Below are 16,088 nucleotides of genomic sequence, written 5' to 3' on the forward strand. Positions count from 1 at the left end.
CAGTGAGCTAATAGGCCTTTAAATTTGGTACTCAGAACTGGCTGTCGCAAGCTCAGTAACGGCTTGATAGTGGGTGAGAAAAATTTGACCACTCAAATGCGTGAGTAATTTTGAGTGCTGCAATTTGTCCATGACAGGGCCTTTGACCTCGGAAAAATGCAGTCGAATATCTAATTTTGATAATTCAGCATTTAAATCTTCCAACATTTCTAAGGCACTGAGGTCAATTGAACTGACGCTTGAGCAGTTGATAACAACATGCTCTAGATCAATATTTTCACTGACTTCATTGATCAGGAAACCTTTAAGCGTATTGGCATTTAAAAACGAGATATTTTCATCTATACGGAGCGAGAGAATATGTGGTGCGGTATAGACATGATGGCGCTGTACATTACGGAAATGCTGTGTGCCCTCAACCAAACCGATCACCGCAATGTGTGGACGACTGATGCGCCATAACAACAGAATAAAAGTAGAAATGATGCCAATAATGAGACCTGTAGAAATATCGATACACACCACACCGAAAAAGGTCACCCACATCGCAATCCCGTCAGCTTTTGAATAACGCCATGTATCCACAAAAGGTTTAAAGTCGACTAATTTCCAAATGGAAACAATAATCGTGGCCGCCAAGATCACTAAGGGTAAGTCTTGGAAAAACCCAGTGAAGTAGAGACTGACAACGATAATCAGCAATGACGACAACACGCCAGCCATCGGTGTTTTTGCACCTGCATCTGCATTAACCACTGTACGCGATAAGCTACCTGTCACAGGAAAGGCGGAGCTAACCCCAGCGCTTAGATTGGCTAAACCTAGAGCGACCAACTCTTGGTTACTATTAAGTTGGCTTCGTTGTTGTAAGGCAGTAGCTTGGGCAATAGACAGTGACTCAACAAAACTGATCATGGCAATCATTGTTGCACCGGGTAATAAGGTTTGTACCAGTTCCCAGTTCCAATGTGGAAAGCTTAAGGGTGGAAAACCTGAAGGAATTTCACCGACGGTTTTAATGCCGACATTTTGTAGGTCAAATAACATCACTGATGCAATCGAGATCGCCACGAGTATCAGTGGCAGTGCTTTACTTAGAAAGGCTGTAGAGCCGAATCTAGATTGAATTGATTGAGTGGCCAATATTTTCGGCACATAGATTAAAAACAGTATGGCCAGCACACCAAAGATGAATGAAGCAAAGTGAGTCAAACTCAGATATTCCCACAAACTTAAAACAAACTCAGGGATGTTGTTGGCTTTTAGCGGGACATCGACGAGAAACTTAAACTGACCCAGTGCAATGAGCAGTGCCGAAGCAATAATAAAGCTTTTAATGACAGGATGACTGATCAACTGAATTAAAAAACCGAAACGGAGTACACCTAGCAGCAGAGAAATCAGCCCGACCATTAAGGCCAAAAGTGTCGCTGCTTCAATATAAACAGGCGAACCAACTTCAAATAGCGGATTGAGCGTGGCGAAGGTCATCATCGAAATGATTGCCACAGGGCCTATCGATAAAGTTGAGCTTCCACCAATGAGGGCGTAGACAATCATCGGTAAAATACTGGCATATAAACCCATGATTGGAGGTAAACCTGCCAGCATGGAATACGCCATACCTTGAGGGACCAACATGGCAATCACGATCAGCGAAGCAAGTACATCAGATTTAAATTTCACGGGGCTGTAGTGCTGTAACCACTGCCAAGCAGGAAATTTCTGTAAGAAATGAGGTTTTAAATCTGACATAAACTTATCTAAATCACAATTTCATATATATTATGCACAAAAAGTGCTAAGAAGTCTTGTACAATAAATTTTGACCGTTCAATATCGCTGCTTATTTACGGGATATGTAAGAAACCATCATTTTAAATGAATTAATGAAAAGTATGAGCTGATTTAAAGCTTTGGATATTCGAAATAGATATAGATATTGAAATTTTGAAGAAGTATTGCGGGTAAATTGAGGTATTGAATTGCTGCCCATTGCGATAATTCATCTATAGTGGTGCAAGAACAGCATGTCTGGCTTGAAATTTTAAAATAACTAAGTGTTATTTATAAGATTGGTTGCAATACAATTGGTAAAGAGTATTGAGAACTTGAACTAAATTTGCATCTTTAATTGAATAATAAATTTGCTTACCATCACGACGCGTAGTCACAACATCACTTTTACGTAACATCATCAGTTGTTGTGAGAGGGTTGGCTGTTTAATATCAGTGATTTCTTCAATCTGAGACACATTCAATTCTTGCTGTGCTAGATGACATAAAATTAGTAGACGATCCGTATTTGCCAGCGACTTTAAAACGCCCACGACTAATTCGGCAGAATCACGCATAGTAGTGATTTCCAGATCGGTATTCATTGGATATGTCCATACGATTAACAACAGCTCAAGTATACGGATATCACGGCTTAATACATTGAATAAATAAGACAATTTCTATGGTTTTTTATGAAATCAAATATCATTAATTTTTATAAGTTTAAATTTAGTTAATCAGTTAAATTTATTGCTTGATTTTAGTGCAAGCTTTCACAAAATGCACATAAATATAAGACATTAGCTTAAAACATCATGCACACTTTGAAAATAATTGTATCATCTAAAGATCGTATTCAATAAATACACAAGGGATAAATAGTCATGACAACAGATTCAGCTTTTCCAGCAACGAGTAATTTAGGTATCGCAGTATATAGTAATAACGCTGAAGCGATTGGTAATACACCTTTAGTTCGTATTAATCGTGCGATTCAGTCAGAAGCAACGGTCTTGGCTAAAGTTGAAAGCCGTAACCCAGCATTTTCAGTGAAATGTCGTGTAGGTGCAGCTCTCATTGCAGATGCAGAAGAAAAAGGCTTATTAAAACCGGGTATGCATATTGTAGAACCTACAAGTGGTAATACAGGGATTGCTTTGGCATTTGTTGCAGCTGCGAAAGGTTATGCAATTACATTAACCATGCCAGCAAGTATGAGTATCGAACGCCGTAAGGTGTTGAAGTCTTTTGGTGCAAATCTCGTATTGACTGAACCTGCTAAAGGCATGAAAGGTGCGGTCGAAGAAGCACAGCGCCTCGTTGCCGAACATACTGAAACGTATTATTTACCACAACAGTTTGAAAACCCTGCAAACCCTAAAATTCATGAATTGACCACTGGCCCAGAAATTTGGGAAGCAACTGGTGGTAAAGTGGATATTTTAGTATCGGGTGTAGGTACAGGTGGTACGATTTCTGGCATTTCAAGTTATTTTGAAAAAGTGAAAAATCAGCCGCTTTATTCTGTTGCGGTAGAACCGGCTGAATCCCCGATTATCGCCCAAGCGAAAAAAGGCGAAACACTGACTCCTGGGCCGCATAAAATTCAGGGGATTGGCGCTAACTTTATTCCGGGTAACTTAGATCTAGACCTTGTTGATGAAGTGATCGGTATTGAAAGTGCTGAAGCAATTGAGTGGGCGCGTAAAACGGCTACTCATGACGGTATTTTAGTGGGTATCTCTAGTGGCGCGGCAATGGCAGCTGCGGCAAAACTTGCTGCACGTCCTGAGAATGCAGGCAAAACCATTGTGGTCATTTTACCGGATGGTGGTGAACGTTACCTTTCTTCAGTTTTATTTGAAGATATTAGTGCTGACTAATAATTCTGACATGAAAAAAAGCCCGTTCAATTGAATGGGCTTTTTTATTGATGATTTCGTTATTTATAAGTATCTTAAGCCGCGTCTTGATCATCGTTTTTGGCATTTTGTTGTTTAATTTTTCTTTTAGGTGGTTCATGTCCTAACTTTCGAGCGATGTATTTAAACAGGAAGCCTAAGAGTATGCATATCGTGACAGCAGGGATAACCACTTGAGTGAGCCAAACATCAATATGATCTAGACTCCAACTTAAAATTAAAAATAAAAAAGCACATAAATATGCGCAGTTAAAGCAAATGTTCGACAGTTTGTACATACGAAAGAGAGTAATTCGTTTGGTGGTCACGAATCTCTATCTTACTGAATAATGAGGAAATGTGTGGTTTTAATATCAGAAAAACAAACTAATTGAATAATCATTATTCAATATTATTGATTATGTTTTTAAATCTTCGCAATTCTTTATACCTTAAAGAAAAGCCTTGCTGTGAGTCAGAAAAACTTGACCTTCCCATTGTGGTAAAGTTTAAGCTATAGCCTAAAACAAGCACATATGATTGGGATTTTGCCATGACAGATTCGACAGAACGCAAACTTTTTGATGGCACACTTGCTATTGAAGGGATGACCTGTGCTTCTTGTGTGGCACGGGTGGAAAAAGCCTTAAAAAAAGTCGATGGCATCACTGATGCTCAAGTGAATTTAGCCACTGAAACAGCACATGTTCAGAGTGATAAAAATGTGGATTATTCTGCTGTAATTCAGGCCGTTGAAAAGGCAGGTTTTGGCGTTGCACAAAAGCAGATTGAGCTTGAAATTGAAGGGATGACTTGCGCATCGTGTGTTGCACGTGTTGAAAAAGCATTAAAGACAGTTCCAGAAGTCATCGATGCAAAAGTGAATTTGGCAACTGAAAAAGCCACGATTACGGCATTGGCATCTGTTGAAAATTCTGCATTGGCGAAGTCTGTAGAAAAAGCAGGTTTTCATATTGCACAGCCCAATATTGAATTAAATATTGATGGAATGACCTGTGCTTCATGTGTGGCACGGGTTGAAAAAGCCTTAAACGCTGTAGACGGTGTTAATAAAGCAACGGTAAATTTAGCCAGTGAAAAAGCCTTTGTTCAGGCTCCCGCTTCAAAAACACAAGAATTGATCGCGGCAGTTAAAAAAGCGGGATACAGTGCTAGCATTGCTACGCAGCAACAACCGACAATGGCAGAAAAAAAAGCCGACGAAGCTCGGTTACTCAAACGTGATTTAATCATCGCATTGGTACTCGCTGTTCCTGTTTTTATCTTGGAGATGGGATCACACATGATTCCAGCTTTTCATCATTTTATTGCGCATAATTTAGGGACACAAAATAGTTGGTATATTCAGTTTATATTAACCACTTTGGTGTTAATCCTACCCGGAAGACGCTTTTATCAGCACGGCATACCAGCACTTGCGCGACTTGCCCCGGATATGAATTCTTTGGTCGCAGTCGGGACTTTATCTGCTTATAGTTTTTCTTGTGTTGCAACATTTGCTCCGCAATTATTACCGCAAGGTACGGTTCATGTGTACTTTGAAGCAGCCGCAGTAATTGTGGCGTTGATTCTTTTGGGTCGTTTTATGGAGGCGAAAGCCAAAGGTAAAACCTCGCAAGCTATTCAATACTTAGTCGGCATGCAACCCAAAACAGCACGTGTTGAGCAATCTAGTAGCTATATAGATTTGCCGATTAGTGATGTTGAAACAGGTATGTTGATTGAAATACGGCCTGGTGAACGTTGCCCAGTCGATGGTGCTGTAGTGTCTGGGAACAGTTATATTGATGAATCCATGATCAGTGGCGAGCCAATTCCTGTCGAGAAAAAAGCCGGTGATCAAGTTGTCGGTGGAACGATTAACCAAAATGGGGCATTGAAAATACAAGCCACTGCGGTAGGTCAAGATTCTGTTTTGGCACAAATTATCCATATGGTCGAACAGGCTCAGGGTTCAAAATTACCGATTCAAGCTTTGGTGGATAAAGTCACGTTATGGTTTGTACCGGTGGTAATGGCGTTGGCGTTGATCACCTTTTTAGTTTGGTATGTAGTTGGACCTGAACCGAGTTTAACCTATGCCTTAGTCAATGCTGTAGCAGTACTGATCATCGCATGTCCATGTGCAATGGGTTTGGCAACGCCAACATCTATCATGGTCGGTACAGGGCGAGGTGCAGAGCTTGGAGTATTGTTCCGTAAAGGTGAAGCCTTACAACAACTCAAAAATACTCAAGTGGTTGCAGTCGATAAAACAGGGACATTGACTGAAGGTAAACCGAAACTGACAGATTTTGAAGTCACTGAAGCTTTTGATAAAGATCGCGTATTTCAGTTATTGGCCTCTGTAGAGCAGAAATCTGAACATCCGATTGCCTATGCCATTGTACAAGCTGCGAAAGAGATGCAAGTGCAACTTTTAGAAGTTGAACAGTTTGATTCCGTGACTGGTGCTGGGATTCAGGCGGTTGTTGAAGGACAAAGCATTTATATTGGTGCAGATCATTTGATGCATAAACTTGGTTTAGAAACACAAATCTTTTCAGCACTGGCAGAACGCATGGGCAATGAAGGGAAAACCCCGCTATATGTATCGATCGATCAACAGCTTGCTGCCATTGTTGCTGTAGCCGACCCGATCAAAGCCACAACCTTCGCAGCCATTCAAGCTTTGCATGATTTAGGGCTGAAAGTGGCCATGATTACAGGCGACAACCGACACACTGCCACTGCCATAGCACGACAGTTGAAAATTGATCATGTGATTGCTGAAGTGATGCCAGATCAAAAAGTGCAATCTGTACAACAGTTGCAAAAAGAACATGGTGTTGTATGTTTTGTTGGCGATGGTATTAATGATGCGCCTGCACTTGCGCAAGCAGATGTGGGCATGGCGATTGGTACAGGGACAGATGTGGCGATAGAGGCCGCGGACGTTGTGCTTATGTCGGGTAATTTACAAATGGTGCCGACAACAATCGCACTGAGCACAGCGACGATGAATAATATTCGCCAAAATCTATTTTGGGCATTTATTTACAATGCAGCATTGATTCCTGTTGCTGCAGGTGTGTTATATCCATTCTTTTGCATATTGCTTTCACCTATGTTTGCAGCAGGTGCAATGGCACTTTCATCGGTGTTTGTTGTGTCAAATGCCTTACGTTTAAAAGCATTTAAAGGGCCAGTTTTTCAGGAGTCTTGAGATGAATATTGGACAAGCAGCAAAAGCTTCGGGCATTTCTGCAAAAATGATCCGTTATTATGAATCGATTGGGCTGTTAAATAATGCACAGCGCACCGATGCAGGCTATCGAATTTACTCGGAAACCGATATTAAAACCTTGAGTTTCTTAAGACATGCTCGTGATTTAGGTTTTTCTTCTGAACAAATGAAAGATTTACTTGGGCTTTGGAAAAATCAAAGTCGGCAAAGTGTAGAAGTTAAGGCATTGGCGTTAAAACATATCCAGACCTTAAATCAAAAAATCGCAGACTTACAGGCTATGGTTGAGATCTTGCAACAATCTGTCGATGGCTGTGCTGGTAATGATCAAGCCGACTGTACGATTTTAAATCAAATCGAAGCAGGCATGGCTGAGTGTTGTCATACATCGAAGAATTAAACTCGCTTGACCTTACAATCATGTCAAGGTTTATAGTATTGAATATTAGAAAATAAGGATGAACAGCATGAAATTTCGTATTGATAATATGACATGTGGTGGTTGCGCACGTAGCGTGACAGCAACCATTAAAGACTTAGACGAAAATGCAACGGTCACTATTGATGTAGCAACAAAATTAGTTGAGGTTGAATCTAGTGCTAGTGCAGAGCAATTGATTAGCGCTTTAACCGAAGATGGTTTCCCACCTGTGATTGCATAACTTAGATATTGTGCAATAAATAAAAAAGCCGAACAACTGTTCGGCTTTTTTATTTATAAATCAATTTTATACGGCTGAAATTTTATCTGGCGTCATTAGCGCCTGATTAATATATAGCTTGATTAAGCGTTCACGTGAACCGATTGATTTTTGATAATGCGTTGAATTGAGGAGTAGGGATGCACCATAAGTGACTGTCCAAATATAGGATAAATAATCACGTATCGACATTGCGCTTTCAAGTGATTTTAAATAATCACTGGTCATGTCCTTAATTTCAATAATACGTTCTTCACGAACACGATAGAGCTCTTCAAATAACTCTTTTAATTTACGTTCATTATTGGTTAGACGCTCTTCAATGACATGTAATAATATGGTTCTATTAGAATTCAACATATTATAAAGCATATATTGTGAAACATAAGTTTTAATATCATGATTATATTTTTTTGAAATTTCTAATAATCGTTTTTCATTTAAGATAATCAGTTCTAAATATAATTGGTTTTTACTTTTAAAATGTTTATAAATCGTGCCTTTGGCAATATCTAGTTCACAAGCTAACTCACTTAAGGTGATGTCTTGATTATTATCTAATAGCAGGGTTTCTGCCATGGCTAAAATTTTTTCCTTGCGAAGGATAAAATTTTGTTGGCGTACTGAACTCATGATACCTGTTCCATAAACAGCTTGAGGGTGAACAAGCCTAGCTTAAGCTAAATCTTGTGAATCTTACATTCCACTATGGTCTCAAATATTACATAAATTGGTTTAAAAATAAACACATTAGTAGAGTGCGTAAAGCATATAGAATTCATAGCATAAAATTAATGTCAATAAAACTGAACCCTTGAGGTCATTTTTTTGAAATAAAATTCCATTTTTATTTTTTTTAATTTATTGTCTTTTCGCTTTTACAACAAAAGCAGCATTTAACAAAACGGTCTTGGTTGTTATGTTATTAATACAACCTAAATTAAACATGATTATGGGTACTATTATGTTTGGTTTTAATCAATTACCAATTATAAATTTAGTCAACTCAATAAATTTATTTAAGTGTAATAAAATAATGCTGCTCAAAATATCAGGTGGTTATTTTTCACTTGTCGGTAAAAACACATTATCTATATTCTTTTTAGATATCTATCTGAAAAAACAGATCTTTAAAAAAATCCACACAAAATTGATTTGATGATTTTGTGCGGGAGCGTGCAACTTTAAAAAAGTACTTTGTCAAAGACGCTGACAAAGCCTGTAGAAAAGGAAAGTACAATGCCAATATACAATGCGCCGTTAAAGGACATGGACTTCATCTTAAATGATGTATTCAATGCAGATGAGTTCTGGCAGTCAAATGAAAACTTAGCTCATATTGATATGGCGACTGCAAATGCTATTTTAGAAGAAATGGCTAAGTTTTCTAAAAACGTTATTCTAGACTTGAACCGTACAGCCGATGAAGAAGGTGGTGCGCAGTTTAGTAATGGTATTGTTACTACGCCTACAGGGTTTAAAGACGCTTTTAAACAATTCGCCGAAGGTGGCTGGGTGGGTTTAGGCGCTTCTGAAGAATGGGGCGGCCAAAACATGCCGAAAATGTTGACGGTACTTGCTGACGAAATGATTTGGAGTACCAATCCATCATTTATGTTGTATCCACTACTGACTGTGGGTGCAGGTATGGCGATTAATGACCGTGCTTCGCAAGAGCAAAAAGAAACCTATCTTCCAAAATTTTATACGGGTGAATGGTCAGGCACTATGTGTTTAACTGAACCACATTCAGGGACTGATTTGGGGATCATTAAAACCAAAGCAGAGCCGAATGAAGATGGTTCATTTAACATTACAGGCACGAAAATTTTCATCACCAGTGGTGAACATGATCTGTGTGAAAACATCATCCATCTTGTGTTAGCAAAAACGCCAAATGCACCTGCGGGTTCACGTGGTATTTCATTGTTTATCGTTCCAAAATTCCATGTCAATGCCGATGGCTCAGTCGGTGAACGCAATGCTGTTTCAGCGGGTTCAATTGAACACAAGATGGGTATTAAAGGTTCTGCAACGTGTGTCATGAACTTTGATGGCGCCAAAGGTTATATCGTTGGTAAAGAAAACGAAGGTCTTTCGGCGATGTTTGTCATGATGAACTATGAACGTTTATCGATGGGTATCCAAGGGATTGGTGCTGCAGAATTTGCTTACCAAAATGCTGCACAGTATGCGACTGATCGTCTACAAGGTCGTTCTGCGACAGGTGTGAAATCTCCTGAAAAACCAGCAGACTCTATTTTGGTACATGGTGATGTACGTCGTATGTTGTTGAATGTACGCGCCAACAACGAAGCATCTCGTGCATTTGCTGTGTATGTTGGTCAGCAACTGGATATTACAAAATATTCAACTGATGAAGCTGCTGTGAAAAAAGCCAATGACCGCGTGGCTTTATTGACACCTATTGCAAAAGCCTACCTAACAGATACAGCCCTACAAGCTACTTTAGAAGCGCAAATGTGCTTTGGTGGTCATGGCTATATCCGTGAATGGGGTATGGAGCAATGCATTCGTGACTTACGTATTTCACAGATTTACGAAGGCACAAATGGCGTACAAGCGATTGATTTAATTGGACGCAAAACTACGAAATGTAATGGTGCATTTATTGCCGATTACATTGCTGAAATTCGTGACTTTGCTGCAACCATGGCTGATTCAAAAGTTAAATCTGCAGCATTGCAAGTTTCTGACGAAGTTGAAGCATTAACGCAATTCATTATTGAACAATCTAAGACCACCCCAGACTTTAGCAGTTCGGTGGCAGTCGATTACCTGCACGCTGTTGGTTTACTCAGCTTTGTGTATATGTTTGCGCGTATTAGCAAAGCTGCTGCTGCAAAACCAGAGAGCTTCTTCCAAAACAAACTGGTACTCGCAGATTTCTATGTTGAGAAAGTTCTACCTGACCTTGCTGCCCGTGCTCAACGCATTAAAGCAGGTTCTGAACTTATCATGCAGCTATCTGAAGAATACTTCACCGCTCAATCTTAAGGTTTCATCGAAACCACTGTGAAAAACATTAAGATGGAAAATCTGAGGAACCAGTCATGGTTCCTTGGGGTTAAAAGATTTAAAACAGGATGAAATAAGAAATGATTGTAATTGTAGATGGCGTACGTACAGCGATGGGTGGTTTTCAGGGTTCACTTTCATCTTGTACAGCCCCAGACTTAGGTGCTGCAGCGATTCAGGCTGTTGTTGCACGTGCAGGTTTAGAACCTACAGATATTGACGAAGTTATTTTTGGCTGTGTATTACCGGCTGGTCTTAAACAAGGTCCTGCACGCCAAGCGATGCGTCAAGCAGGCTTACCAGATACAACGGGTGCCACCACGATTAATAAAATTTGTGGTTCAGGCATGAAGGCGGTGATGCAAGCAGCTGATGCGATTAAAGCCGGTTCTGCTAATATTGTGGTTGCTGGTGGTATGGAGTCGATGTCAAATGCGCCATATTTACTTGAAAAAGCGCGTTCAGGCTATCGTATGGGTCATGGTAAAACCACAGATCACATGTTCCAAGAAGGCTTAGAAGATGCTGAGACAGGTTTATCGATGGGTATTCTGGCACAAGATATGGCAGATAAAAAAGGCTATACCCGTGAACAGCAAGATGCTTTTGCCATCAACTCACTCAATAAAGCCGTTGCCGCGATTCAAGGCGGTTTCTTCAAAAATGAAATCGTGCCAGTTACTGTTAAAAGCCGTAAAGGTGACGTCGTTGTTGACACAGATGAACAGCCATTAAGTGCTAAGCCTGAAAAAATCCCAACACTGCGTCCTGCATTCAAAAAAGACGGCACGATCACAGCTGCCAATGCCAGCTCAATTTCTGACGGTGCATCTGCTTTGGTGGTTACATCAGAAGAAACGGCTCAAGCACGTGGTTTAAAACCACTAGCAAAAGTCGTTGCTTATGCCACAAATTCACAGCATCCGTCAGAGTTCACGATTGCTCCAGTCGGTGCTATTGAGAAAGTGCTTGCACAAGCGGGTTGGGATGCACAAGAGGTTGACCTGTGGGAAGTCAATGAAGCATTTGCTATGGTTACAATGCTGGCGATTGATGGATTTAACTTAGATGAAGCAAAAGTGAACATTCATGGTGGTGCTTGCTCACTTGGTCACCCACTAGGTTCATCAGGTTCACGTATTATTGTGACGCTGATTCATGCCTTAAAACGCACTGGCGGTAAAAAAGGTGTCGCAGCACTGTGTATTGGTGGCGGTGAAGCAACTGCAATTGCGGTTGAACTGATTTAATTTGCCTCAATTTATATAAGTAAGCTTTTAGATAAGTACGTTTTTAGATAAGCAATAACAAACGCTATCTCAGTTCGCTGGGATGGCGAAAAAAGATGTTTATTTTGAGATATTTATTTTTTGAGATTTAATTATGAATGGTTTAGATCGCATTCGCTTACTCTCCCTTCGCGACAAAGTGATGTCTGCTGAAAAAGCGATTGAGTTAATTCAAGATGGTTCAGTGGTTGGTTTAAGTGGTTTTGGTGGTGCAGGTGAGGCAAAGACGGTTCCATTGGCACTTGCAGATCATGCAGTTTCACATCCTCTTCGTATCACGTTGGCAACGGGTGCTAGTTTAGGAAATAGTATCGATGGTCGCCTCAATGCGGCGCATGCGATAGAACGTCGTTATCCGTATCAGGCAGATCCTGGTTTACGTAAAGCCATTAACGCTGGCGAGGTTATGTATATTGACCAACACTTGTCTGAAATGGCTGACAATATTCGTCATCATAATTTACCGCGCATTAATGTGGCCGTTATTGCAGCGACTGCAATTACCGAAGATGGTCAAATTATTCCGACAGGTTCATGTGGTAACTCAGCCAATTTCATTGAAATGGCAGATCATGTGATTATTGAAATTGATAATACGATTAACCCAGTGCTAGAAGGTGTACATGATATTTATGTGCCGAAAGCGCGACCAAACCGTGGGCCAATTCCACTGACTCAGGTCGGTGAACGTATCGGTACGATTGGGATCAATGTCAGCCCCGATAAGATTTCAGCTATTGTGTTGAATGATCTGCCAGATACCCAGTTTAAAATGGATGAACCTGATGCTGAAACCCTAGCGATTGCTCAGCATCTGATTGATTTCTTTGAAGGTGAAGTCGCAGCAGGGCGTTTGCCTGAAAATTTAGGCCCGCTACAGTCAGGTGTGGGTTCGATTGCCAACGCTGTATTTGCCGGTTTTGAGCATTCGAATTTTCATGATTTGGAAATGTATTCAGAAGTACTACAAGACTGTACTTTCCAGCTAATTGATTCTGGAAAAATGAAATTTGCTTCAGGCTGTTCAATGACGTTGTCTGAGCCTTGCGCACAGCGCGTGATGAACAATTTTGATCAGTACAAAGACAAAATTGTGTTACGTCCACAAGAGCTATCCAATAACCCTGAAATCATTCGACGTTTAGGCATTATCGCGATTAATACGGCGCTTGAGTTTGATATTTACGGAAACGTAAATTCGACCCATGTGACGGGTACCAAAATGATGAATGGTATTGGTGGTTCTGGAGACTTTACTCGTCATGCGCACATTGCCATTTTCGTAACCAAGTCGATTGCAAAAGGCGGTGCGATTTCATCTGTAGTCCCAATGGTGAGTCATACCGACCATACTGACCATGACGTTGATATCGTGGTTACAGAGCAGGGCTTGGCAGATTTACGTGGTCTTTCACCACGTGAGCGTGCACGTAAAGTCATTGAAATCTGTGCGCATCCAGATTATCGCGCAGCATTGTTGAGCTACTTTGAACGCGCATGTGAGCGTGGTGGTCAAACGCCGCATATTTTAAAAGAGGCTTTATCTTGGCATGCCACTTTTGAAGAAACTGGTTCAATGCGTCAAATCGTATAAATCTAAAGATTGAAAATTTTTAAATAAGCCCATGATCAAGTGGGCTTATTTTTTATGAAAGACTACAAATGTTTCAAAACATGACAAAAGAAAAACAGCAGCACTTGGTTTGAAACTTTTGCACAACACGAACGGTCTTAAGTTCTGTTCAAGGCTTTCTATAATGCAAAATTCATTGACAAAGAAGGTCAGTATTTTGAAAAAGATTCAATTTTTTTTTTGCGATGTTGTTCGCAGTTCTCCTCACTGCATGTAAACAAAGTCCAGTGCCTGATTATGCTGGAACATGGCAAAATACCGCAGTAGATCCGCAACTTGAAAATGCGTTGATTATTAGTAAAAATGGTGAAAACTATTTCATTACCAATACTTTAAAAGATAAACAAAGTGGTAAATCTGAAAAGAAAAATCCTGTACCTGCATCTGTCGCTGAATCTGGTTTACTCGCTTTAAACTCTGGGACAGGTGCTGTTGAATTTGCAATTGACGAAAAAACTGGAAATTTAGTCGGATCTGGATCAATTTATAAAAAAGTAAAATAGATCAATTATCTATTGATGCAAAAATATCAAAAGCAGCCTCTAAATTGGGCTGCTTTTTTTAACTCTAAAGCGAATGATTGATTACTAGTCATTAGTTTAAGACAGAAGAGAAATCATGGATAAAGTAATCCGCTTTATTTTTGATTTGCTCAATTTCGTGCTCTGAATATGCGTCATACACGGCAACGACTTCAATGCCTGCGGCATTTGCGGCTTCTACACCAATGAGCGAATCTTCAAAAATTAAACATTCTTCAGGTTTTACTGCAAAATGTTCAATCGCCTGTAAATAGACTTCAGGATGCGGCTTAATATTTTTGACACTTTCACGGGTCAGGATCAGATCAAAAGTATTTTCAAAATGCAGCTTTGGATAAATGTTGATATTTTTTTGATATCGATAAATATTTTGCAAGCTGGTCGTGGTGGTAATTGCCACCTGAATACCTTGCTGAATGAGCTGTTGAACAAATAACGCTGCATGTGGTTTAAGCAAGATGATATGTTCTAAAAAATGCTGTGAAATGGCATATCGTTGCTGTTTGATTTGATCAGCCGTGTGTTGTTCAATTTTATAAGTATCTTTTAGATAGTTACAGTACATTAAGTAAGGGTCTGCGGTGTTTTTAAATAATTGCAGCTGAATGTCACGTTCACGTTGAATGAAATCCAATTGGATGGTTTGTCCAGTTAACTGTTGAATCAAATCTGCATCGACCTGATTCCACACGCCAACAGAATCGATAAGTGTGCCATCTAAATCAAAACAAACCAGTTTTTTTCCTTGAAGCATGTTGATATCCAAATTCGAGCTATGTCTATTATGCGGACTGATTGGAGTGTTGAAAAGCTGAACTCAACTGAGCAGGCTAAACTGGCGTTTCATCTGCAATAAAAGTAATATTTCGTTATTGGCTTTTTGTATAATTCAGCAGATGATGCACAGCATAACTTGCAATATTTAATTAGGGACTAAATCTTTCGTGTTTGAATTGGACTGTAAACTTCTTAGCATTTTTTTTCATGTTTATAAGTACAAAAATGTGTCGCAAGCTGCTGAACACTTGCAAATGAGTCAGCCTACAGTCAGTAATATTTTAAATAAAATACGACAGCATTATAACGACCCCTTATTTTTACGTATCGGCAATGAAATGGTGCCTACGGAGTTATCGCGTCAATTATTTCCTTTAGTCAGCGAAGCCTTGAGTAAAGTTGAAGCCATTAATAATTTTACGATTAATTTTGATCAAGCTATTTCAGATCAACAATTTACTTTGGCCATGACCGATGTTTCGCATTTGGTTTTATTGCCTAAAATCAGCCAATATCTAAAAAAACACGCGCCACAAATACGTCTGAATGTACGCCCGATTACCACTGAAACCAGTTATCAGATGGCGAATGGTGAAATTGATTTAGCACTGGGGTTTTTACCGCATTTGGAAAGCGGCTTTTATCAGCAAAAACTGTTTGAGCAATATTATGTGGTGATTGCAGCCAAGGACCATCCACGATTAACGGGTGACACCATTACAACTGAGCAATATTTATCAGAGTCGCACATTGATATTGATGCAGGGATGGGGCACTACCATATTGAAAATGAGCTGCTTAACCTTGATTTAAAACGTGATATTTTGATGCGTTTACCTAGTTATTTAGGTGTAGGCTTAGTCGTGCAAGACACTGATGCGATTGCTACTGTGCCGTATTACTTGAGTGAAGTATTGCTTTCGCGCGGCAACTTAAAAATATTTGACGCACCGATTGCATTTCCAACCTATGGCGTGAAGCAATATTGGCATATGTCTTGCCATCATAAAACCAGCCATCAATGGCTACGTCATATGTTCCATGAGATATTGGTAAAATAATTTTTATGCATTACATAAAGCCCAAAAATGATTTTGGGCTTTTTTTTTGCAATTTTTGCAGCAATTTTGTGCATGGGCTGCACCCGATTTGGTCATGCTATAGCTCAATACTATAAAAA

General features: G+C 39.8%; 13 protein-coding genes and 1 pseudogene. 10 read left to right on the forward strand and 4 right to left on the reverse strand.

All coding sequences use genetic code 11. From position 1 onward, the window contains the following. Positions 1-18: 18 nt before the first annotated feature. Together MST17_RS07670 and MST17_RS07675 are read right to left on the reverse strand one after the other, a co-directional pair. Positions 19-1,755 (reverse strand): SulP family inorganic anion transporter, encoded by a 1,737-nt coding sequence (locus tag MST17_RS07670; protein ID WP_180027124.1) that lies wholly within the window; start codon positions 1,753-1,755, stop codon positions 19-21. Between the two features lie 308 nt (positions 1,756-2,063). After that, positions 2,064-2,381, reverse strand: coding sequence for a helix-turn-helix transcriptional regulator (locus tag MST17_RS07675; RefSeq protein ID WP_078193801.1), 318 nt, complete (start codon positions 2,379-2,381; stop codon positions 2,064-2,066). Positions 2,382-2,663: 282 nt separating this feature from the next. Here MST17_RS07675 and cysK point away from each other — a divergent pair, with 282 nt between their 5' ends. From cysK to MST17_RS07695, 5 genes and pseudogenes are all read left to right on the forward strand, one after another. Next, a complete protein-coding gene (cysK, locus tag MST17_RS07680; RefSeq protein WP_180027125.1) occupies positions 2,664-3,662 on the forward strand; it encodes a cysteine synthase A in 999 nt (332 codons plus the stop codon). Between the two features lie 625 nt (positions 3,663-4,287). Further along, a pseudogene (locus MST17_RS17200) lies at positions 4,288-4,395 on the forward strand (cation transporter); the annotation flags it as partial. Between the two features lie 93 nt (positions 4,396-4,488). Then, entirely contained in the window at positions 4,489-6,906 is a 2,418-nt protein-coding gene (locus tag MST17_RS07685; protein WP_373692685.1) for a copper-translocating P-type ATPase, read from the forward strand. Position 6,907: 1 nt separating this feature from the next. Continuing rightward, positions 6,908-7,327, forward strand: coding sequence for a Cu(I)-responsive transcriptional regulator (gene cueR / locus MST17_RS07690; protein WP_180027127.1), 420 nt, complete (start codon positions 6,908-6,910; stop codon positions 7,325-7,327). A 67-nt stretch (positions 7,328-7,394) separates the two neighbouring features. Then, entirely contained in the window at positions 7,395-7,589 is a 195-nt protein-coding gene (locus MST17_RS07695; protein WP_180003680.1) for a heavy-metal-associated domain-containing protein, read from the forward strand. 66 nt (positions 7,590-7,655) lie between these two features. Here the strand turns inward: MST17_RS07695 and MST17_RS07700 are convergent, their stop codons facing one another. Beyond that, positions 7,656-8,261 (reverse strand): TetR/AcrR family transcriptional regulator, encoded by a 606-nt coding sequence (locus MST17_RS07700; RefSeq protein ID WP_078190941.1) that lies wholly within the window; start codon positions 8,259-8,261, stop codon positions 7,656-7,658. 606 nt (positions 8,262-8,867) lie between these two features. On the opposite strand from MST17_RS07700, the gene MST17_RS07705 reads away from it, so the two are divergent. The 4 genes from MST17_RS07705 to MST17_RS07720 all read left to right on the forward strand — a co-directional run bounded on the left by MST17_RS07705 (position 8,868) and on the right by MST17_RS07720 (position 14,092). Next, entirely contained in the window at positions 8,868-10,646 is a 1,779-nt protein-coding gene (locus MST17_RS07705; protein ID WP_180027128.1) for an acyl-CoA dehydrogenase C-terminal domain-containing protein, read from the forward strand. 101 nt (positions 10,647-10,747) lie between these two features. Next, positions 10,748-11,917, forward strand: a complete 1,170-nt coding sequence (locus tag MST17_RS07710; protein ID WP_180008861.1) for a thiolase family protein — start codon at positions 10,748-10,750, stop codon at positions 11,915-11,917. A 133-nt stretch (positions 11,918-12,050) separates the two neighbouring features. Beyond that, complete coding sequence (locus MST17_RS07715) at positions 12,051-13,550, forward strand: succinate CoA transferase (protein ID WP_180008859.1); 1,500 nt, start codon at positions 12,051-12,053, stop codon at positions 13,548-13,550. 224 nt (positions 13,551-13,774) lie between these two features. Further along, positions 13,775-14,092, forward strand: a complete 318-nt coding sequence (locus MST17_RS07720) for a hypothetical protein (RefSeq protein ID WP_180027129.1) — start codon at positions 13,775-13,777, stop codon at positions 14,090-14,092. A gap of 91 nt (positions 14,093-14,183) precedes the next feature. On the opposite strand, the gene MST17_RS07725 is transcribed toward MST17_RS07720, so the two are convergent. Beyond that, positions 14,184-14,885 carry an HAD family phosphatase gene (locus MST17_RS07725; RefSeq protein ID WP_180008858.1) on the reverse strand — a complete coding sequence of 234 codons (702 nt, stop codon included), beginning with the start codon at positions 14,883-14,885 and terminating at the stop codon, positions 14,184-14,186. Positions 14,886-15,075: 190 nt separating this feature from the next. Between MST17_RS07725 and MST17_RS07730 the strand changes: the two genes are divergently transcribed. Then, positions 15,076-15,969, forward strand: coding sequence for a LysR substrate-binding domain-containing protein (locus tag MST17_RS07730; RefSeq protein ID WP_078190935.1), 894 nt, complete (start codon positions 15,076-15,078; stop codon positions 15,967-15,969). Positions 15,970-16,088 lie beyond the last annotated feature (119 nt).

This window comes from Acinetobacter sp. YH16056_T (genome assembly GCF_024605895.1).
GTDB classification, from domain to species: Bacteria; Pseudomonadota; Gammaproteobacteria; order Pseudomonadales; family Moraxellaceae; genus Acinetobacter; species Acinetobacter amyesii.